The organism is Ensifer sp. PDNC004 (genome assembly GCF_016919405.1).
In the GTDB taxonomy this organism is placed as follows: Bacteria; Pseudomonadota; Alphaproteobacteria; order Rhizobiales; family Rhizobiaceae; genus Ensifer.
Genome location: NZ_CP070353.1, coordinates 3,529,396 through 3,548,124 on the forward strand (window position 1 = coordinate 3,529,396; position 18,729 = coordinate 3,548,124).

Annotated in this window: 23 protein-coding genes; 9 read left to right on the forward strand and 14 right to left on the reverse strand. The window is 63.5% G+C overall.

Going from position 1 to position 18,729, the window contains the following annotated elements; genetic code table 11:
* Nucleotides 1–2 precede the first annotated feature (2 nt).
* Complete coding sequence (locus tag JVX98_RS25210) at nucleotides 3–359, forward strand: hypothetical protein (RefSeq protein WP_205237816.1); 357 nt, start codon at nucleotides 3–5, stop codon at nucleotides 357–359.
* A 95-nt stretch (nucleotides 360–454) separates the two neighbouring features.
* On the opposite strand, the gene JVX98_RS25215 is transcribed toward JVX98_RS25210, so the two are convergent.
* From JVX98_RS25215 to JVX98_RS25245, 7 genes are all read right to left on the reverse strand, one after another.
* A complete protein-coding gene (locus JVX98_RS25215; RefSeq protein ID WP_205237817.1) occupies nucleotides 455–1,459 on the reverse strand; it encodes an alpha/beta fold hydrolase in 1,005 nt (334 codons plus the stop codon).
* Nucleotides 1,460–1,489: 30 nt separating this feature from the next.
* Complete coding sequence (locus JVX98_RS25220) at nucleotides 1,490–1,825, reverse strand: hypothetical protein (RefSeq protein ID WP_205237818.1); 336 nt, start codon at nucleotides 1,823–1,825, stop codon at nucleotides 1,490–1,492.
* A 199-nt stretch (nucleotides 1,826–2,024) separates the two neighbouring features.
* A complete protein-coding gene (locus JVX98_RS25225; RefSeq protein WP_205239525.1) occupies nucleotides 2,025–2,639 on the reverse strand; it encodes a hypothetical protein in 615 nt (204 codons plus the stop codon).
* Nucleotides 2,640–2,717: 78 nt separating this feature from the next.
* Complete coding sequence (gene ykgO, locus JVX98_RS25230; RefSeq protein WP_034806120.1) at nucleotides 2,718–2,843, reverse strand: type B 50S ribosomal protein L36; 126 nt, start codon at nucleotides 2,841–2,843, stop codon at nucleotides 2,718–2,720.
* Nucleotides 2,844–3,014: 171 nt separating this feature from the next.
* Nucleotides 3,015–4,070, reverse strand: a complete 1,056-nt coding sequence (locus tag JVX98_RS25235) for a 5-(carboxyamino)imidazole ribonucleotide synthase (RefSeq protein WP_192450723.1) — start codon at nucleotides 4,068–4,070, stop codon at nucleotides 3,015–3,017.
* On the reverse strand, nucleotides 4,067–4,531 hold the full coding sequence (purE, locus tag JVX98_RS25240) for a 5-(carboxyamino)imidazole ribonucleotide mutase (RefSeq protein WP_060518669.1): 465 nt from the start codon (nucleotides 4,529–4,531) through the stop codon (nucleotides 4,067–4,069). The genes JVX98_RS25235 and purE overlap by 4 nt, the downstream gene beginning before the upstream one ends.
* 54 nt (nucleotides 4,532–4,585) lie before the next feature.
* A complete protein-coding gene (locus JVX98_RS25245) occupies nucleotides 4,586–4,789 on the reverse strand; it encodes a YdcH family protein (RefSeq protein ID WP_205237819.1) in 204 nt (67 codons plus the stop codon).
* Between the two features lie 213 nt (nucleotides 4,790–5,002).
* Between JVX98_RS25245 and JVX98_RS25250 the strand changes: the two genes are divergently transcribed.
* Entirely contained in the window at nucleotides 5,003–5,176 is a 174-nt protein-coding gene (locus JVX98_RS25250) for a YdcH family protein (RefSeq protein WP_192450885.1), read from the forward strand.
* Nucleotides 5,177–5,348: 172 nt separating this feature from the next.
* Here the strand turns inward: JVX98_RS25250 and JVX98_RS25255 are convergent, their stop codons facing one another.
* Both JVX98_RS25255 and JVX98_RS25260 read right to left on the reverse strand, forming a co-directional pair.
* On the reverse strand, nucleotides 5,349–5,609 hold the full coding sequence (locus JVX98_RS25255; protein WP_034806124.1) for a helix-turn-helix transcriptional regulator: 261 nt from the start codon (nucleotides 5,607–5,609) through the stop codon (nucleotides 5,349–5,351).
* Between the two features lie 100 nt (nucleotides 5,610–5,709).
* The gene (locus tag JVX98_RS25260) at nucleotides 5,710–6,489 is read right to left on the reverse strand and encodes a sulfite exporter TauE/SafE family protein (protein ID WP_205237820.1); all 780 of its coding nucleotides are present in this window, start codon (nucleotides 6,487–6,489) and stop codon (nucleotides 5,710–5,712) included.
* A gap of 106 nt (nucleotides 6,490–6,595) precedes the next feature.
* On the opposite strand from JVX98_RS25260, the gene JVX98_RS25265 reads away from it, so the two are divergent.
* The 6 genes from JVX98_RS25265 to JVX98_RS25290 all read left to right on the forward strand — a co-directional run bounded on the left by JVX98_RS25265 (nucleotide 6,596) and on the right by JVX98_RS25290 (nucleotide 13,657).
* The gene (locus tag JVX98_RS25265) at nucleotides 6,596–7,243 is read left to right on the forward strand and encodes a thiamine phosphate synthase (protein WP_192450721.1); all 648 of its coding nucleotides are present in this window, start codon (nucleotides 6,596–6,598) and stop codon (nucleotides 7,241–7,243) included.
* A gap of 9 nt (nucleotides 7,244–7,252) precedes the next feature.
* Nucleotides 7,253–8,392 (forward strand): tetratricopeptide repeat protein, encoded by a 1,140-nt coding sequence (locus JVX98_RS25270; protein WP_192450720.1) that lies wholly within the window; start codon nucleotides 7,253–7,255, stop codon nucleotides 8,390–8,392.
* Nucleotides 8,393–8,662: 270 nt separating this feature from the next.
* Nucleotides 8,663–9,463, forward strand: a complete 801-nt coding sequence (locus JVX98_RS25275) for an inositol monophosphatase family protein (RefSeq protein WP_034806132.1) — start codon at nucleotides 8,663–8,665, stop codon at nucleotides 9,461–9,463.
* A gap of 252 nt (nucleotides 9,464–9,715) precedes the next feature.
* The gene (locus JVX98_RS25280) at nucleotides 9,716–10,813 is read left to right on the forward strand and encodes a MotA/TolQ/ExbB proton channel family protein (protein WP_192450719.1); all 1,098 of its coding nucleotides are present in this window, start codon (nucleotides 9,716–9,718) and stop codon (nucleotides 10,811–10,813) included.
* A 3-nt stretch (nucleotides 10,814–10,816) separates the two neighbouring features.
* Nucleotides 10,817–11,848 carry a peptidoglycan -binding protein gene (locus JVX98_RS25285; RefSeq protein WP_043610615.1) on the forward strand — a complete coding sequence of 344 codons (1,032 nt, stop codon included), beginning with the start codon at nucleotides 10,817–10,819 and terminating at the stop codon, nucleotides 11,846–11,848.
* 162 nt (nucleotides 11,849–12,010) lie between these two features.
* Nucleotides 12,011–13,657 carry an FAD-binding dehydrogenase gene (locus tag JVX98_RS25290; protein ID WP_205237822.1) on the forward strand — a complete coding sequence of 549 codons (1,647 nt, stop codon included), beginning with the start codon at nucleotides 12,011–12,013 and terminating at the stop codon, nucleotides 13,655–13,657.
* A gap of 215 nt (nucleotides 13,658–13,872) precedes the next feature.
* Here JVX98_RS25290 and JVX98_RS25295 read toward each other — a convergent pair whose 3' ends face one another.
* Both JVX98_RS25295 and JVX98_RS25300 read right to left on the reverse strand, forming a co-directional pair.
* Nucleotides 13,873–14,865 (reverse strand): tripartite tricarboxylate transporter substrate binding protein, encoded by a 993-nt coding sequence (locus tag JVX98_RS25295; RefSeq protein WP_205237824.1) that lies wholly within the window; start codon nucleotides 14,863–14,865, stop codon nucleotides 13,873–13,875.
* Between the two features lie 137 nt (nucleotides 14,866–15,002).
* Nucleotides 15,003–16,805, reverse strand: coding sequence for an ABC transporter transmembrane domain-containing protein (locus JVX98_RS25300; protein ID WP_205237829.1), 1,803 nt, complete (start codon nucleotides 16,803–16,805; stop codon nucleotides 15,003–15,005).
* A 207-nt stretch (nucleotides 16,806–17,012) separates the two neighbouring features.
* Here JVX98_RS25300 and rpmE point away from each other — a divergent pair, with 207 nt between their 5' ends.
* Nucleotides 17,013–17,234 (forward strand): 50S ribosomal protein L31, encoded by a 222-nt coding sequence (gene rpmE, locus JVX98_RS25305; RefSeq protein ID WP_034806140.1) that lies wholly within the window; start codon nucleotides 17,013–17,015, stop codon nucleotides 17,232–17,234.
* A 105-nt stretch (nucleotides 17,235–17,339) separates the two neighbouring features.
* On the opposite strand, the gene JVX98_RS25310 is transcribed toward rpmE, so the two are convergent.
* The 3 genes from JVX98_RS25310 to JVX98_RS25320 form a co-directional block, all read right to left on the reverse strand.
* Complete coding sequence (locus JVX98_RS25310) at nucleotides 17,340–17,675, reverse strand: hypothetical protein (protein ID WP_192450715.1); 336 nt, start codon at nucleotides 17,673–17,675, stop codon at nucleotides 17,340–17,342.
* Between the two features lie 48 nt (nucleotides 17,676–17,723).
* Nucleotides 17,724–17,993, reverse strand: coding sequence for a hypothetical protein (locus JVX98_RS25315; protein WP_205237830.1), 270 nt, complete (start codon nucleotides 17,991–17,993; stop codon nucleotides 17,724–17,726).
* A 127-nt stretch (nucleotides 17,994–18,120) separates the two neighbouring features.
* On the reverse strand, nucleotides 18,121–18,639 hold the full coding sequence (locus JVX98_RS25320) for a DUF1465 family protein (protein ID WP_043610604.1): 519 nt from the start codon (nucleotides 18,637–18,639) through the stop codon (nucleotides 18,121–18,123).
* Nucleotides 18,640–18,729 lie beyond the last annotated feature (90 nt).

Below are 18,729 nucleotides of genomic sequence, written 5' to 3' on the forward strand. Positions count from 1 at the left end.
TATTGGGCAAGACCGATCTGTTTCATGAAGCCCTGGTTGTCCCAGAAGAGGTATTCTTCGTCCACGACGCCCTCCTTGCTCCAATGACCGAGCGTCGCTATCTGGATCTTGAAGGCTTTGCCTACCCCGACGGTCACACGTCCAAGGGCATCGAAGCGCACATCGAAGAGCTGAAGCCGATGTTCGTTTTTGCCAGTTCTTCCATCAGGGCCGGCATCGCCTTGTCGGCACCGGCTTCCTCAGGGAATGCGGGGCCTGCGCCGCCGCTGATCACATTGCCGTCAAGGCCGCGGCTGAAAGCACTCTTTTCATGTCCGATCCCTCCCGTTAGCAGAGCCGAATGCTCCCTCACACGGTGACACGATCCCGGCATTACCGTCTATGGATATGAGACTTTGCGTGACGGCGCGGGTCGGAACGGGCTGCTCAGACGGTAGGGGCGTCGGGTCCGCGATCAAGGCGTCTTGGCGGCGGCGAGCCTTTCTTCGGCGCGTTTGACTGCCGCTTCGAGATCGCCAGGCTTTCCGGCCAGTTTCTCGACCGCGGCAACGACGACGTCGGTGACCACATAGTCGGGTTTGTGGCCGAGATTGCCGATCCAGTGCAGTTCGGCGCCGGGAATATCGCGCGCCAGCCCGCGCGAGTGGATATCGGCCAGAACGATCCCGTCGCTGTCGCCGGTGATGATCACGGTCGGTGCGGCGATGTCTCGGTAGCGGGGCGCGGTAGCAGTCAGATAGCCGTGCAGATTGGCGATGTCGCGGGCGTTGCTGAGGAAGGTCGAGGGACGCAGCACCAGATGCGGGCCGGTCTTGTCGATGTAGTCGGCCGGCCGCGGGTTGGGCGAAAAGATCGAGTGCGTACCGCCCTCGATGCGTCGCTGTCCCAGTGGCGTTACCAGCGTATGGGCAAAGAGCCAGCCGACGAAGGGCAGGGCCGTCAGGCGGTAGTACCAGTCGATGCCGCCGGGCCAGGGGTGGGTGGCCGGCGCCAGCAGGAGGAGGCCGGCGGTCTTGTCCGGATGATTGAGCGCGAAGCTCGCCGCAATCGCGCCGCCGACGGAGTGGCCGACGATCACCGCGCGACCGACGCCGCGCTTGTCCATCAGCCTTGCGATCGCATCCGCCTGGCCACCGGGCAGGTCGTTTTCCGGCCCGCCGCGCTCGGAATAGCCATGGCCCGGCCGATCGACGAACAGCATCTCGGCGCGACCATCAAGCGCGGTTGCGAAAGCATGCAGCTGGTCGAGCAGGTTGCCGCTTGCGCCATGAATGAAGACGACGGGCAGGAGGTCGGCCTGCCCGCCGGCCGGCAGGTGCACGCTGTTCATGCGGTAGCCGCCGATATCGATCAGTTCGCCGACATTGGGAAAGCGCCGAACGAAGCCACGCGCGTGCCAGAGGCTGTAGGCGATGCCGGCGAGTATCAGTGCAAGGAACAGGAGCGTGACTGGGAACATCGTTTCTATTTGTCTTCCGGCGCCCGTCTTTCAAGGCGTGACCGGACCCTTGAGGCCGCCGAGGTTTATCCTTTGCCATCGCGGCCAGATGTCGTCCACAGCGCGCTTGCGGGCCAGCACAAACTCTGGCAGCGCCGCATCCCGGTTGTCTTTGTTGTAGCGGTTGTCCATGCGGTCGACAACGAGCACCGGAGGCGCGCCGAATTGATCGGCTGTGATGTCGACGATGAAATTCCCGCATTCGACCCAGGCATGGCTTTGCCAGGTCTTCCCCCAGCGGAAGCCGAACGGTCCGTTTTCAGGCCCCAACGGCCCGCTGCGCGGCGTTCCGCAGACCCATTCGGCGCCGAAGCCTTGAGTGTTCAAGACGCGCTGCAGGAAGAGGCTCGTTCGACCGCAGGTGCCTTGCGCGGCGATCGCTGGGCGGTCGGCTCCGGCATGGCGATGCCATTCCTCCCAGATGGGCTCGACGAAACAGCGCGCCGCTGCCGCGATCTTCAGAAGCGACGTTCTGTCGGAGGGGAGGGGCGTTGACGGGCTAGGCAATCGACGGGATCGCGCGTTGTCAGGTCTTGCTGCCGGCGAGTTTTTCGGCAAGTTCGCCCAGTTGTTCCTGCGCCTTGCGATCGGCGGGATAAATGTCCAGGAACTGTTCCCAGGCACGCATGGCAAGCTCATCCTTGCCGGAGGCGCCGAGGATTGCCGCCATGCCGGCAAGCGCGCCGAAGTGGCGGGGCTCGATCGACAGCACGCGGTTGATGTCGGCCATCGATTTCCGGTAGTTGCCCATCGTATAGTGTAAGGTCGCGCGGCGGTTCCAGCCTTCGACATAGTTGGGCGCAAGGGCGATAACTTGGTCGAGGATGTCGAGAGCGGCCGGCTGCTTGTTATCGGCGATCGCTTTGTCGGCCCATTGCATCAGCAGGTTGACCGTGGCGCTGCCGGAATCCTGCCACTCCATGCGGATCTGGTTGGAAAGCTCGCGTGCCTTGTCAGGGTCGCGTTCCTTTTTCAGGTCGGCGAACAGGGCGTCGAGCCGTTGCTTCGGGGTGGTGAGGCTGGTTGCTTCCGTTTGCGCCGAGGCTTCCGCCGCGAAGCAGAGGTTGCCAGCTCCCGTGGAGATGGCGAGCAAGGCGGAACACGCCAGAATCAAGGGTCTAAAAACTCGCATGGCGAGCATGTTAGCTCGCCACGGAATAACTTCAAAATCAATTCTGGGACATCGCCTGAGCGCTGTTCCCAAGTCCCCAGACGGGTCTCAGCCCTGACGAGCCTTGAAGCGCGGGTTGGACTTGTTGATGATGTAGATGCGGCCCTTGCGACGAACCAGACGGTTTTCGCGGTGGCGGGTCTTGAGCGACTTGAGCGAATTCTTGATCTTCATTTTCCTGATCCGCAGGTTTCGGGGAATGAAAATTCGCCCGGTATCTCTAACAATCAAAAGCGCGCCCGTGAGCGCGCTCCTTTAAGGTGGGATGGCAAATACCGTGTCACCCCTGGTGTGTCAACCACAAGACGCCCCATTTTGGCGTCTTGCCCCGCATTTCTATGGCTCTCAGCCGCGGACGAGCCGCGTGACGTGGCCCATTTTGCGCCCAGTGCGGGCCTCGGTCTTGCCGTAGAGGTGCACCAGCACGTCATTCTCGGCAAGCCATGCGGGGACGGCGTCGAGGTCGTCGCCGATCAGGTTTTGCATGACGCAGTCCGAATGGCGACGCGGATTGCCGAGCGGCAGTCCGGCGACGGCACGGATATGCTGCTCGAACTGCGAGACGACGCAGGCGGCTTCCGTCCAGTGGCCGGAATTGTGCACGCGTGGCGCCATCTCGTTGACGATCAGGCTGCCGTCGGCGAGCACGAAGAACTCGACACCGATGACGCCGACATAGCCGAGCGCATCGAGGATCGCCTTGGCGGCAACCCGTGCCGCTTCGCCCGTCGCAGTGCCGATCTCCGCCGGGACCGTCGAGGTATGGAGGATGCCGTTGCGGTGCACGTTTTCCGCCGGATCGAAACAGGCAACGGCGCCGTTGGACGCGCGGGCGGCGATGATCGAGATTTCACGCTCGAAGGGCACGAAGCTTTCGAGGATCAGCGGCACGCCGCCGAGTGCCGCAAAAGCGCCGGCCGGGCTGTCTGCCGTCGAGCGGAAGACGCGCTGTCCCTTGCCGTCATAGCCGAGGCGACGGGTTTTCAGGACGCCGGTTCCGCCGAAATCGGCAAGCGCCGCTTCGAGGTCGGCCTGGCTGTCGACGGCATGGAAGCGTGCCGTGGCAATGCCGCAGCCGTTGATGAACTGCTTTTCGGTGAGGCGGTCCTGGGCGACTTCCAGCGCCTTCGGCGGCGGGAAGACGGGACGTTTCGCGGCAAGCCGCTCGGCGGCCCCGACCGGCACGTTCTCGAATTCGTAGGTGATGATGTCGCTGACGGCGGCAAGCTCGCCGAGCGCGGCTTCGTCGTCATAGGCCGCGACGATCTGATCGTTTGCGACCTGGGCCGCCGGACAGTCGACCTGCGGCTCGAGGATGACGGTGCGGAAGTTCAGTCGGGCGGCTGCCATCGCCAGCATGCGGCCAAGCTGGCCGCCGCCGATAATGCCGATGGTGGTCATGCCTCGTCCACCGGATACTCGGCAACCGCAATGGTCTGCTGTTCACGCCAGTCGTCGAGCCGGTCTGCGAGGTCCTCGTCGCCAAGCGCAAGGACGGCTGCCGCAAGGAGTGCTGCATTGACGGCGCCGGCACGGCCGATCGCCAGCGTACCGACCGGGATGCCGGCCGGCATCTGGACGATCGACAGCAGGCTGTCCTGGCCGGACAGCGCCTTTGACTGGACCGGGACGCCGAAGACCGGCAGCGGCGTCATCGAGGCGCACATGCCGGGCAGGTGCGCTGCACCTCCGGCGCCGGCGATGATCACCTTGAAACCCTCGTCGCGGGCGCCCTTGGCGAAGTTGACCAGCCGATCGGGCGTGCGATGGGCCGAAACGATGCGCGCCTCATAGGGGATGTCGAGCGCGTCGAGCGTATCGGCGGCGTTCTTCATCGTCTCCCAGTCCGACTGGCTTCCCATGATGATGGCGACGGGTGGGGTCGTGGTGTCGATCACGTCTGTCCTGTTCCGCGTTCAGGCAATGATATCGGGAATGATCTGGTCTTCGATCTTGCTGATCTTGTCCTTGATCGCCAGCTTCTTCTTCTTCATGCGCTGGATCCGCAGCGCGTCGCAGCCGGTCGAAATCATGGCGTTGATGGCAGCGTCGTAGTCTTCATGTTCCTGCCTCAGCCGCGCGGCGGTCAATCTGAGTTCGGCCTGGTCCTGGTCCGGCATGCAAAGCGATCCCCATCAGCCCGGTCGCGAAGCCCTCCTCGAACCGGAATTTCATGCGCCGCTCTATCACATCTTGGGCGGTAACGGGAAGTTATCCGTCGTCATCATTTCGCCTTCGACAAATGAAAAATGGCATGGCACAGTAGTAAGGTTACAACCATGGAACATCCGGCATTTGCGTGCCGGATGCAAGCAAAAGGAAGGGACTGCCAAATGACTGTTGAGGCTCATCTTGCAACGCTTGAGAAAAAACATGGCGCCCTGGAACAGGAGCTTCATACGGCACTGAATCAGCCATCTGTGGAAGACGAGCTGATCACTGACATCAAGCGGAGGAAGCTGCGCATCAAGGACGAAATCGAAAGGCTTCGCTCCTCGACTCACTGATTATCAACGGTATTTCCCAGGACTATCGGGAAGCGCCATCTCCCCTCTGAGTAGGCGCAACAAGGTTTAGAACCAATCCCCACGATGGAAGATACGAAATGCTGGACCGGGCTTGACGCCCGGTCTGTTTCTTTTCAGGGCGTGCCGCTTGCGCTGCCGGCGCCCGCCGCGCTCAGGACCAGAACTGGTCGAGCCAGAGATTGAGACGGTCGAAACCCGGCCGGTTGATCGCATAGATCCGCCGGGTGCCGCTCGCCGATACCGAGACCAGATTGCAGTCCAGCAAGGCCTTCAGGTGTTGCGATACGGCCGGGCGGCTGATCGGCAAGCCTTCTGCCAGTTCGTTCACGGTTTTCGGCGCGCGCCGCAACTCCTCCAGCAGGTGGCGCCGGTTCGGGTCCGCAATGGCATCGAAAGGGTCCGCGATCGTCATGGGCGGACGTTAGGCGAATTTTTGCAAAGCAGCAAGAATTTTGTGCGGCGCGAAATGCTAATTTTGCTTTGCAATATTTCCGTAATACTTGGGTGGCGGCTCAGCCGGCCGCGGCGAGGCCGACGATACCGTCCCAGAGCAGCTTCGAGCCCGCGATGAAGGCCATGCTATACATGAAGGGATAGAAGATCTGCGGCTTCATGCGGCGAACGATAAAGGCGCCGCACACGGTCGCGACGATCGCCAGCGGAAAGAGCGTCGCCGAGATTTTCAGGTTGCTGAGATCCAGTTGCCCGAGCGCGAAATAGGGAATGAGCTTCACGGCGTTGAGGATCGCGAAGAAGCGCACGATCGTGCCGGTATATTCGCGCGGATCGAGTTGCAGCGGCAGCGCATAGATCTGGAAGGGCGGGCCGCCGGCATGCGCAACAAAGCTGCCATAACCGGCGAACGAGCCCCAAAGCGCTGCCGGCCCGGCCCGCTGCGTCTTCGGCGCGATGGTGATGCCGAGGCGCATGCGCCAGATGTTGTAGACGTAGCGAAGCACGAAGAGCACGGTGATCAGACCGATGATCAGGCGGAGCAGGTCACGCGAGACATAGGCGGAGGTCGCCCAGCCGATGAGGATGCCGGCAATGGCGCCGGGCAAGAGCATGAAAAGCGTCTTGCGGTCGCCATGCTTGCGCCACATCCAGAGCGATACAAGGTCCATCGCGATCAGAATCGGCAGGAGCAGGGCCGCGGCCTGGACGGGCGACACCGCCATCGACAGGATCGGCACGCCCATGAGCGAAAGCGCTTCTCCCATGCCGCCTTTGCTGAGGCCGACAAGCAGAACGGCCGGGATGGCGATAAGGTAGAAGTCGAGATCCGGAAGCATGGGTGGCTGTTGATCCTTTTGCAGTCTCCGTCTATCGGTTTTCGGAAATGAAATCGAGCGCTGGTTTCGCGGCTTACGCGGCACAGCCGGAAATGGATATCTGAGCATGACAACAGAACGCTGCCGCCTGGTGCTGATCGCGCCCGACATGCCCGATGCGGTGGAACGTGCCAAGGTGCTCGCCGACGCGCTCAAGGGTGGCGACGTCGCCTCGGTGATCGTGCCGCAATATGGGCTCGACGATGCCGAGTTCCAGAAGCATGCCGAGCGCCTGGTGCCGGTCATCCAGGAGGCGGGCGCCGCAGCGCTGATCGCGGGCGACTCGCGCGTTGCCGGTCGCGCCAAGGCGGATGGCCTGCATGTCGCCGGCAATGCCGAGGTGCTCGGCGAGGCGGTTGAGAAGCATACGCCGAAGCTGATCGTCGGCGGCGGCAACGCGGCCGACCGCCACCATGCGCTGGAGATCGGAGAAGTGCGCCCGGATTACGTGTTCTTCGGCAAGACCGATGGCGACATCAAGCCGGAGGCGCATTCTAAGAACCTGGCGCTTGCCGAATGGTGGGCGTCGATGATCGAGATCCCCTGCATCGTCATGGGCGGCACCGATCCGCAATCGGCGCTTGCCGTGGCGGAGACCGGCGCCGAGTTCGTGGCGCTTCGTCTGGCCGTCTTCGGTGAGCCGGGACAGGCGCCTTCCGTCGTTGCCGCGGTCAACGCGTTGCTTGACGAAAAAGCGCCACGGTTTGAAGATTAAGACGTTTCGATGTTGAACCGTCCGTCTTCCAGATTGAGTAGGGGTTTTTCCCTTGTCGCCCTGGCCGTTGCGCTGGCGCTGCCGGCACATGCGCAGGAGCAGCCGAGTGACGGCGGTGATGCCGGCGTCGAAAAACGCGGCCGCATCACACCCTTCAACGGCGCGGCGATGCCCGAAGGGGCAGAGACCGGCGACAAGTCGAACGCGGCCCCGGGAAAGAAGCCGGGAGACGGCACGGCGCCGTCTGGAGGCGTGGGCGTTTTCGATCGCATGGGTGCGGAATTGCCGGCGCTCCCGGCCGAAAAACCCTTCGTCGGCAAGGTCGACGAGGCCTATGGCGCGTTCCAGCGCGGCTACTACCTGACCGCGATGGATCTGGCGCTGCCGCGGGCGCAGCTCGGCGATCCGGCGGCACAGACGCTGATCGCCGAAATCCTGCAGCAGGGGCTGGGCGTCGTGCGCAACCCGCAGCAGGCTGCCTTCTGGTATGGCCAGGCGGCGGAAAAAGGCGATCCGGCGGCGATGTTCAAATATGCCCTGATCCTGATGGAGGGGCGCTACGCCAAGCGTGACCGGAAGAAGTCCGAAGAGCTGATGAAGAAGGCGGCCGATCTCGGCAACGGCTCGGCGCAGTTCAACTATGGGCAAACGCTCGTTGCCGACAATCCCGGACCGAAGGGATTGAAGCTGGCTATGCCCTATTACGAGAAGTCGGCCGAGCAGGGCATTGCGGACGCGCAATATGCGTTGTCGCAGATCCTGGTCAATGTCGACGGCATCGAGGAAAGCAAGCGGGCGCGTGCCCGCGAATGGCTGATCCGTGCGGCGCGGGCGGGCTTCGACACAGCCCAGCTGGACATCGCCATCTGGATGATCGAAGGCATTGCCGGTGATCGGAACCTGGAGGACGGCTTCGGCTGGATGCGCCGGGCGGCCGAGGGCGGCAACGTGGTGGCGCAGAACCGGCTCTCGCATCTCTATGTCAATGCCATCGGCACAAGGCCCAACCCGGTCGAGGCGGCCAAATGGTATGTGCTGTCGCGCCGCGCCGGCCTCAAGGACGATGCGCTCGAGGACTTCTACCTCGGCCTGAACGAAGAGCAGCAGAAGCAGGCGCTGAGTGCAGCCAACAAGTATCGCCGGAGCTGAGCGCGGCGGAATCCCGTCGCCGCCGGCCGGCAAACATGCTATTTCGCTTGAACTCGCGGGGCTTTTGTGTTTCTGAAGCCGCGGTTTTGCTCGTGGCGCCACGAAAGTGGCAGCAATGCGCGAGCGGAGTGAGACTTCACTCGGTTTTTTGACGACGGAACACGGTTTGCAGCTTGCCCTTGGGGCCGGCAATGCGCCTATGTTTCGTCAAGCAGGTTCAACGTCCGATCGAACGCGTTCGATCGGCCTTCGTTTTCAAGGGATCGCCAGATGGCCCGTTCAGCACTTCTCAATGTCATGGTTCAGGCCGCCTTCAAGGCGGGCAAGTCGTTGTCCCGCGATTTCGGCGAAGTCCAGAACCTGCAGGTCTCGCTCAAGGGACCCGGCGACTATGTTTCGCAGGCCGACCGCAAGGCCGAAAAGCTCATCCGCGAAGAACTCCTGAAGGCTCGTCCGACCTACGGCTTCCTCGGCGAGGAAGGCGAAGAGATCATCGGCACCGACGGCGCCCATCGCTGGATCGTCGATCCGCTCGACGGCACCACCAACTTCCTGCACGGCATCCCGCATTTCGCCGTTTCGATCGCACTGGAGCGCCAGGGCGAAATCGTCGGCGCCGTCGTCTTCAACCCGGCGACCGATGAACTCTACACGGCCGAGCGCGGCGGTGGCGCCTTCCTCAATGACCGCCGTCTGCGCGTCGCTGCGCGCAAGCATCTTTCCGATGCCGTGATCGCCACCGGCACGCCGCATCTTGGCCGTGGCAACCACGGCAAGTACCTGATCGAGCTGCGCCACGTGATGGGCGAAGTCGCCGGCATCCGCCGCATGGGCTCGGCTGCACTCGATCTTGCCTATGTCGCTGCCGGCCGTTTCGACGGCTACTGGGAGCGTGACCTTGCCGCCTGGGACATTGCCGCTGGCGTGCTTCTCATTCGCGAAGCCGGTGGGTGGACGCACGATATCAACGGCGGCGCCCGCCCGGTCGATGACGGCTCGGTCATCTGCGGTAACGAATACATCGTCAAGGCGCTGACGGAAGTCGTTCACCGCCCGGTGCCGACGAAGTAAGTCGCCATCCCTTTCGTTTCAAAGCCTCCGACGCGCAGCCCGCATCGGGGGCTTTGTTTTTGGTGCGAAGCTCGGCGGAGCAACACGACACCGCCACAGGCCCGTGCCTAACTGGCGACCTGCAGGCCGCGACGTGATCGCGGCTGCATGCACAAATTGGCCCTTGAATCGATTTCGGTTTCAGGAATTATGCGATAGGCTCCGGGCCGGCGCGGCGCCGTTCCGTCAAGTGAAGCGGAGATACTCATACCCATGACGAAACTGCATCTGTCCGGATGGAACGGTCGGGAAGGCATGGAACACGGCTACAACCCGCACAAGCTCTCGAGCCCCATGCACTATTTCTGGACGATGGTGGTCTTTCTGATCATCGTCGGCTTCGTGGGTGCGATCCTCTTCCGCCAGGCGCAGAATGCCTTTCTCGCCAATCCGGGCCTCAACGGCCTGATCCTCGGCGTCCTGCTGATCGGCATCCTGCTCGTCTTCAACCACGTGCTGGGCTTGCGTCCCGAAGTGCGCTGGTTCAATTCGTTTCGTGCCGCCGGCAGCGCCGACAAGGTCGGGCGCGATCCTGTGCTGCTCGCGCCGATGCGGGCCCTGATCGGCGGTCGCCAGACGGCAATCTCGACCACGGCGCTGCGGTCGATCCTCGATTCCATCGCCACCCGCCTCGACGAATCGCGCGACATTTCGCGTTACCTGACCGGGCTTCTGGTGTTTCTCGGCCTGCTCGGCACCTTCTGGGGCCTGCTTGGAACGATCGGCTCGATCAATACGGTCATCCAGTCCCTGGACGCCGGATCGGGCACGACGGAAGACATTCTCTCAGCGCTGAAGACTGGCTTGTCGGCACCGCTGACCGGCATGGGTACGGCGTTTTCGACGTCGCTTTTCGGCCTTTCCGGTTCGCTGATCCTCGGCTTTCTCGATCTGCAGGCCGGGCGGGCCCAGAACCGTTTCTACACCGAGCTTGAAAACTGGCTCTCCTCCGTGACCGATGTTGGCTCGGAGCTTTCGCCGGCGCTCGACCTGCCCGCCGGCGCGCCGGTCGAGGAGCTGAAGAGGCTCACCGACCAGCTCGTGCGCCTCAACCATGAGGGCGGCGCGAACCAGCGCACGACCGCCGCCATGGCAAGCCTCGCCGAAGGCATTCAGGGGCTGGTCAAGAACATGCGCGGCGAGCAGCAGATGCTGCGGGACTGGATCGAAGCCCAGCAGGACGAAGCCAAGGCGATGCGCAAGACGCTCGACAAGCTGGCTTCGCGCGTCGGCATCTCCGACCGCTCGTCAGCACATGACAAGCCGGCCGTGCCGGCCAAGGCGCGCGTGGAAGAGACCGGAGGGGAATGATCCATGGCGCTCGCCCGAAAAGGTCGCTCTCAGCGCACGATCGATTATTGGCCGGGCTTCGTCGACGCGCTGTCGACGCTGCTGCTGTCGATCATGTTCCTGCTGACCGTCTTCGTCCTCGCACAGTTTCTGCTCAGCCGTGAGATCAGTGGCAAGGACGAGGTACTCACGCGGCTGAACAGCCAGATCAACGAGCTGACCCAGCTTCTGGCGCTGGAAAAGAGCGGCAAGCAGGATCTCGAGGATTCCCTTGCCAATCTGCAGGCGTCGCTCGCCACCTCCGAGGGCGAACGCTCGCGGCTGCAGGCCCTGCTCGACCAGGGTGCTGGCAGCTCGGACGCCGCCAACCAGAAGATCGGCCGTCTCGGCTCTGAGCTTGAGACCGAGCGCGAAGTCAGCGCGCGGGCGATGAGCCAGATCGAACTCCTGAACCAGCAGATCGCGGCGCTCCGCAGCCAGATTGCCGCCATCGAGGTGGCGCTTCAGGCATCGGAAGCCAAGGACCAGCAGTCGCAGACCAAGATCGCCGATCTCGGCCGACGCCTCAACGTGGCGCTGGCCCAGCGGGTGCAGGAACTCAATCGCTACCGCTCGGACTTCTTCGGACGCCTTCGGGAAATTCTCTCCGACCGCGAAAACATCCGCATCGTCGGCGACCGCTTCGTCTTCCAGTCGGAGGTGCTGTTCCCGTCCGGTGGCAACGACCTCAATCCGGCGGGGCAGGCGGAAATGGCCAAGCTCGCCACCGCACTGCTCGATCTCGCCAAGGAAATCCCCGCCGAAATCAACTGGGTTCTGCGCGTTGACGGCCACACCGACAATGTGCAGCTTTCCGGCGCCGGGCGTTTTGCCGACAACTGGGAGCTCTCGTCGGCGCGCGCGACCTCGGTGGTCAAGTTCCTGATCTCGAAGGGCGTACCGGCGGACCGGTTGGTTGCTGCAGGCTTTGGCGAGTACCAGCCAATCGCGCCGGGCGAAAGCCCGGAAGCGCGGGCGCAGAACCGCCGCATCGAGCTCAAGCTGACCGAGAAGTAAGCTTTCGGCCCCGTGAGCGTCCCGTCGCCGGTGACGCCAGTCCGGCCCTTGAATTGACCTTGACGTACGCGTAACAGTTTTTGCAGCCATTTCGATGGCTGCGGAAACCTTCGCGTGTCAGGGCGTGGGGTGCCGGATGGGATGCGAGGGGGAGAGCATTTCATGGATTGCGATGTACTGGTTATCGGCGCGGGGCTTGCCGGGCTTGTCGCCGCAGCGGAGGCGGCAGCACTTGGGCGCAGGGTCATCGTGCTCGACCAGGAGGGGGAGCAGAACCTCGGCGGACAGGCCTTCTGGTCGCTGGGCGGCCTGTTTTTCGTCGATAGCCCCGAACAGCGCCGCATGGGTATCCGCGACACCCGCGAGCTTGCCCGGCAGGACTGGGCGGGCTCGTCGCAGTTCGACCGTCCTGAGGATCACTGGCCGCGGCTCTGGGCGGAAGCCTATCTCGATTTTGCCGCGGGCGAGAAACGCTCCTGGCTGCACTCGCTCGGTATGCGCTGGTTTCCTGTGGTCGGCTGGGCGGAGCGCGGCGGTGGCCTTGCCCACGGGCACGGCAATTCGGTGCCGCGCTTTCACGTCACCTGGGGTACCGGCCCGGCGGTGCTCGAACCGTTCATCCGGCTGACGCGGGAGGCGGAAAGCCGCGGTCTCGTGCGCTTCCGTTTCCGTCACCGGGTCGATGAGCTCGTGACCACCGACGGCCGCGTGACGGGTGCGCGCGGTGCGCTGCTCAAGGACGAGCCGGTCGGGCGCGGCGAACGCAGCTCGCGCGACATCGTCGGCGATTTCGAGATTTCGGCAGACGCGGTCGTCGTCACGTCAGGCGGTATCGGCGGAAACCATGATCTGGTCCGCCGCAACTGGCCGCGCAAGCGGCTCGGCCAGCCGCCGGCGACGATGGTCGCGGGCGTACCCCATCATGTCGACGGGCGCATGCTGGAGATCGCCAGCCAGGCGCGCGGCGCGGTCATCAATGCGGATCGCATGTGGCACTATACCGAAGGGTTGAAGAACTTCGATCCGATCTGGCCGGACCATGGCATCCGCATCCTGCCGGGCCCTTCGTCCTTCTGGTGCGACGCCGACGGCAACCGTTTTCCGGCGCCGGCCATGCCCGGCTTCGATACGCTCGGCACGTTGAAGGCGATCCGCGACAGCGGCCATGACTACAGCTGGTTCGTGCTGACGCGGGCGATCATCAAGAAGGAATTTGCGCTGTCCGGTTCGGAGCAGAATCCCGATCTCACCGGCAAGAGCATCGCCCTTCTGTTAAAGCGGCTCGGCAAGAACCCGCCGGGGCCCGTCCAGGCGTTCATGGATAGGGGCGAAGACTTCATCGTGCGCGATCGGCTCGACGACCTGGTGCCGGCGATGAATGCGCTGACCGGCGAGAACCGGCTGTCGCTGGAGCATCTGCGGCAGCAGATCGAGGCGCGCGACCGGGAAATCACCAACGCTTTCTCCAAGGACACGCAGATCACCGCGATCCGCGGCGCACGCGCCTATCGCGGTGATCGGCTGCTGCGCACCGCCAAGCCGCACAGGCTGCTCGATCCCAAGGCCGGACCGCTGATTGCCGTCCGCCTGCATATTCTGACCCGCAAGACGCTCGGTGGGCTCCAAACCAACCTGTCAGGCCAGGTGTTGGAGCAATCGGGCGAGCCGGTGCCCGGTCTCTACGCTGCCGGCGAAGTCGCCGGCTTCGGCGGAGGCGGGATGCATGGCTACAACGCGCTCGAAGGCACGTTTCTCGGCGGCTGCATCTTTTCCGGCCGGGCTGCGGGACGGGGTGCTGCCGGGGCGTGATGGCTCTGTCCCACGTACCCGTAGTGCCCTCACACTAGCCTCTCCCTGCCAAGCGCGAAGAGGCGACGTTCGAGTGTGGGGTGGTGTATCCGGGTTCAATCCGAGGGACACCGTGTGTGTTTGACGCAAACGCACGGAGCGCGCCACACGTCACTTCTCCCCGCTTGCGGGGAGAAGGTGGTGGCAACGGATGACGGCTCCGATCGTTCTGATAGTCAATCCATCTGAACGTTGGCGTCGCGCACGACCGGCGTCCACTTCGCCAGTTCCGCCTTCACATGGGCTTGCAGCTCTTCCGGGGTCGAGCCAACGATCGTGGCGCTGAATTCCTTCATGCGTTCGACGACGGCGGGATCCTTCAGCGCCTTGTTGGCCGTCTCGTTGAGGCGGGCGACGACCGGCTCAGGCGTGTTGGCGGGGGCAAAGAGCGCGTTCCAGGTGTAGGTCTCGTAGCCCGGAATGCCGGCCTCGGCGACCGTCGGCACATCCGGGAAGGACGGTGCCCGTTCTGCCGTGGTCACCGCAAGCGCCCTCAGCGTTCCCGCCTTGATGTGGCTGGAGGAGGAGGGGAGGTTGTCGAACATGATCGGCACCTGGTTGCCGATGACGTCGTTCAGCGCCGGGCCTGCGCCCTTGTAGGGAATGTGCTGCATGCTGACGCCGGCCATCTTCTTGAAAAGTTCGCCGGAGAGGTGCAGCGGCGTGCCGTTGCCGGAAGAGGCGTAGCTATACTCGTCGGGCTTTGCCTTCAGGAGCGCCAGCAGTTCCGCGACGTTTTTGGCCGGCAGTTCCGGGTTTACGACGAGCACGTTGGGCACGACCACGAGCAGCGAGATCGGCGCGAAGTCCTTCTCGGGATCATAGGGCTTGGTCTTCAGGATCAGCGGATTGAGCGCATGGGTGGCGACCGTGCCCATCAGGATCGTATAACCGTCCGGATCGGCCCGGGCGACATTGTCTGCGCCGAGATTGCCACCGGCGCCGGCGACGTTCTGGACGATCACCTGCTCGCCGAGATCCTCCGACATTTTCTGCGCGACGATGCGGGCAACCACGTCGGTGGAGCCGCCCGCGGCAAAGGGAACGACGAGCGTTATCGGCCGGTCGGGAAAGCCCTCAGCCAGTGCCGTCGAGCCAAGGGGCAGCGCCGTCAGCGCCATCAGGCCCAGCGCCAGAGTGGCACGCCGGGTCAGGTGCGAAAATGCCATGCGGTAGTCCTCCCGATCAATTCTGCAGAAAACGATACCGGCCTCCTCGGCCGGGCCCCATAACAATAGGGCTCGACCTTCCGTCGGCAACCGCTTTACGGCAAATCGGAGGACGCTTTTCGCGCCGTGCGGCCAGCTCAGCTCTGCGCGTTGACGAACAGGGCCTCTGCACCATGGTTGAACTGCAGCCGCGCCAGCTTGGCGTAGAGCCCGCCCTGGCGGATGAGGGAGGCGTGGGTTCCTTCCTCGACGATGCGGCCATGATCCAGCACCAGGATGCGATCGGCCTTCAGCACTGTCGCCAGGCGGTGGGCGATGATGATGGTAGAGCGCTCGTGCAGCAGGCTGTCCAGCGCCTTCTGGACCAGCGTCTCGCTCTCGGCGTCAAGGGCAGAGGTTGCTTCGTCGAGAAGCAGCACCGGCGCGTTCTTGAGGATGGCGCGGGCAATGGCGATGCGCTGGCGCTGGCCGCCGGAAAGCGTGACGCCCCGTTCGCCGACATAGGTGTCGTAGCCCTTGTCGAGCCTGCCGATGAACTCGTCCGCCTGCGCGGCGACAGCGGCGGCGCGCACCGCCTCGCGGCTGGCATTCGGCATGCCGAAGGCGATGTTGTCATGCACGGACGAGGCGAAGATCGTCACATCCTGTGGCACGATCGCAATGCGTTCGCGCAGATCCTTGGGGTCGACAGTGCGGATATCGACGCCGTCGACGCTCACCGCGCCCTTGGCGGGATCGTAGAAGCGAAGCAGCATGGAGAAGACCGTGCTCTTGCCGGCGCCGGACGGCCCGACGATCGCAACGGTCTCGCCGGGCGCGATGTTGAAGCTGAGGCCGTTGAGGCTCTTGTAGTTGGGCCGCGACGGGTAGGCGAAATGAACGTCGTCGAAGGTGATGGCGCCGGTTGCCGGGACCGGCATGGCGACCGGATGTTCCGGCGCCTGGATCTCGGGGATTTCGGTCAGAAGCTCGTTCAGCCGTTCGGCAGCACCGGCTGCCTGCGAAAGCTCGCCCCAGACTTCCGACAGCGAGCCGAGGCTGCCCGCGGCAAAGACCGAGTAAAGCAGGAACTGGCTGAGCGTACCGGCGGAAAGATTGCCGGAGAGCACGTCGTGCGCGCCGAACCACAGGACCGCGACAACGCTGCCGAACACCATGGTGATGGCAAAAGCGGTGAGCACCGAGCGCGCCTTGATCGCCGCGCGCGCCGCGCCATAGGCATCCTCGACGGCGGCTCCGAAGTGGCTGTTGGCAAGTGCTTCGCCATTGAAGGCCTGCACGGTGCGCGATGCGGCAATCGCCTCGCCGGCATAGGCCGAGGCGGCAGCGAGCGTGTCCTGCGCCTGGCGCGAGCGGCGGCGCACGGAACGGCCGAAGCCGACGAGCGGGAAGACGATGATCGGGATCGCGATCAGCACGAGGCTCGAAAGCTTGGGGCTGGTATAGACCATCATGCCGATGGCGCCGAGACACAGGATCAGGTTGCGCAGGGCGACCGATGCGGTGGCGCCGACTGCGGATTTCACCTGCGTCGTATCGGCGGTCAGTCGCGAGACGATCTCGCCGGACTGGTTGACGTCGAAGAAGGAGGCGGAAAGGCGGGTGACGCGATCGAAAACGCTGCGCCTCAGGTCTGCGACGATGCGTTCGCCGAGCGTGATGACGAAGTAGTAGCGCGCCGCACTCGCCAGCGCGAGCACGATGGCGAGCATCATCAGCATCGCGAAATAGGTATTGATGAAGCCGCTATCGGGACTGGAGAAGCCGTTGTCGACCATCCGCCTCACGGCGAGCGGCAGCGCCAGCGTGGTTACGGCAGCAAGGATCAGCGAAATGCTGGCGCCGACGACCAGGTGACGATAGCGCGCGAGATAGGGAAGCAGCGTGGCGAGCGGGCGAATGGATTTGCGCGTTGGCGCCTGGTTTTCTCTTGACGACACTTGACCCCTTTCGCCAAACACGGAGGAAAGGGATTGCCCATGAGTCTTCCGTGCGGCACTTGTTATCCCGCAGACCTTGATGTATAGGCACGGCATCGAATTGGGAAGCCGTGGCCGTTCAGCCGGTACGCGGCTTCATTTACGTGTTCGGTCTCGAAGTCGCAATGCCTTGCGACAATTGGACCCTGGAACTCTAGGAAGATCGTTATGAAGGCAGACATCCATCCCGATTACCACGTCATCAAGGTAGTCATGACTGACGGCACCGAATACGAAACCCGCTCGACCTGGGGTTCTGAAGGCGCCACCATGAACCTGGAAATCGACCCCAAGTCGCACCCGGCTTGGACGGGCGGCAACCAGCAGCTCATGGACCGCGGCGGCCGCGTCTCCAAGTTCAAGAAGCGCTTCGAAGGCCTCGGCCTCTAATCGAACGCCTCTTCGGTATTTCAAAAAGCCCGGGTCATTGGCCCGGGCTTTTTGCTGTCTTGGTTTTGGGAGATACGCCGGGCGCAGCGCTGCGGGCAGCGGCGCTCAGTCGCTGTTCCAGGCAAGGAGCAGGATGACGGCGTTATGTCGCGGTTCCGGATCCGACCAGTCGGCGATTTCCGCAGGCGGCAACGCCTCTTCCGTCAGACGATCGAGATGCGCTTGCGTGGCGTCGATCGGATAGGCGCCCTCGGTGAGGTTTCTCCAGGAAACGTCGCAGTCGAGGCCCAGGCGTGCCAGCGTTTCGACGTAAGACACGATCTGCGATGCGCGCAGATTGTCGGGATGAAGGAAACCGGCGTCCGCGTCATGGTGTTTTCGGACTATGGCGTTCAAATGCGCAGCGATCGCCGGCGTCGGCCTCAGGCGCGTCGCGATCATCCTGATCTGCTGGCAATAGAATCCTGAGCACTGATGGACCAGCCCGCGTCATTCCACGGCTGGGTTGAGAACAGGTACGTGCCGTCGGAAGGCAAGGACGGGGATCGCATGGAGCGTCTCTCGCGGCCTGCCGGAATCGAAGGCGTTCCATTCGGTCTCGAAGGCTTTGTGGGTCGGGGTCAACATCTGGCTTGGCAGGATGACGCGTCCGGGGCTGAGTAGCGTCGCAGCGCTCTCGAGGAACCGGGGAAGTGGTTCCAGATGTGCAAGCCCGTTCGCGTCGCGGAAGGGAGCCAAGTCGGCTTCGGTGAGGATCATGTCCGATAAGTCGCTGTTTGTCGATGACGAGGGGCGGCCGCCGCCGCTGCCGGTCGCAAAGAAAAACCCGCCTGCAATTGCTGTAGCGGCGGGTTTGGTTTCTCAGATTTGTTCTTTGCGCGCGGCGTCAGTTGGTTCCGAAGGCCGTCTGCAGCAGCTTGATCTGCGCCTTGACGCCGTTCTGGTTGTCCGGGACGATCGCGGCCGCTTCGTGCGGGCGATAGATTTCGCGGTCGAGCAGGGCGACGCGGTTCTGCAGGCGCAGCGACCGCTCGATCAGGTCACGGAAGGATTCCGGCAGCTCGGCCCAGCCCGGAGCGGACTTGTCGACGTTGAAGCTGTCGAGGCGAACCTTGCTCTTTTCCGACATCACCTGGTCGCGGCTCATCTCGCCGTTGTTGACGGCGCGCTGCAGCAGGAGCCAGGAGGCCATCTGCATCAGGCGGGTGGTCAGCCGCATGGATTCGGCTGCATAGAGCACCGATGCCATGCGCGGCAGGACCTTGGAAGCGGCGCGGCCGGGTCCGTCAAGATAGGTGGCCGTTTCTTCGACCAGTCCCATGCCTTCCGAATAGAGTGTCTTGAATTGTGCCGAGGACGCCGCGTGTCCTGCGAAACTGACCGTATTCAATCCTCTCTCGGACATGACCTGTTTTCCCTGGTTCAAACGCATCACGACAGTCAGGTAGGGGACGGCTATGGGAAATAAATCCTTGCCCGTCTCTATGCTTGAAGA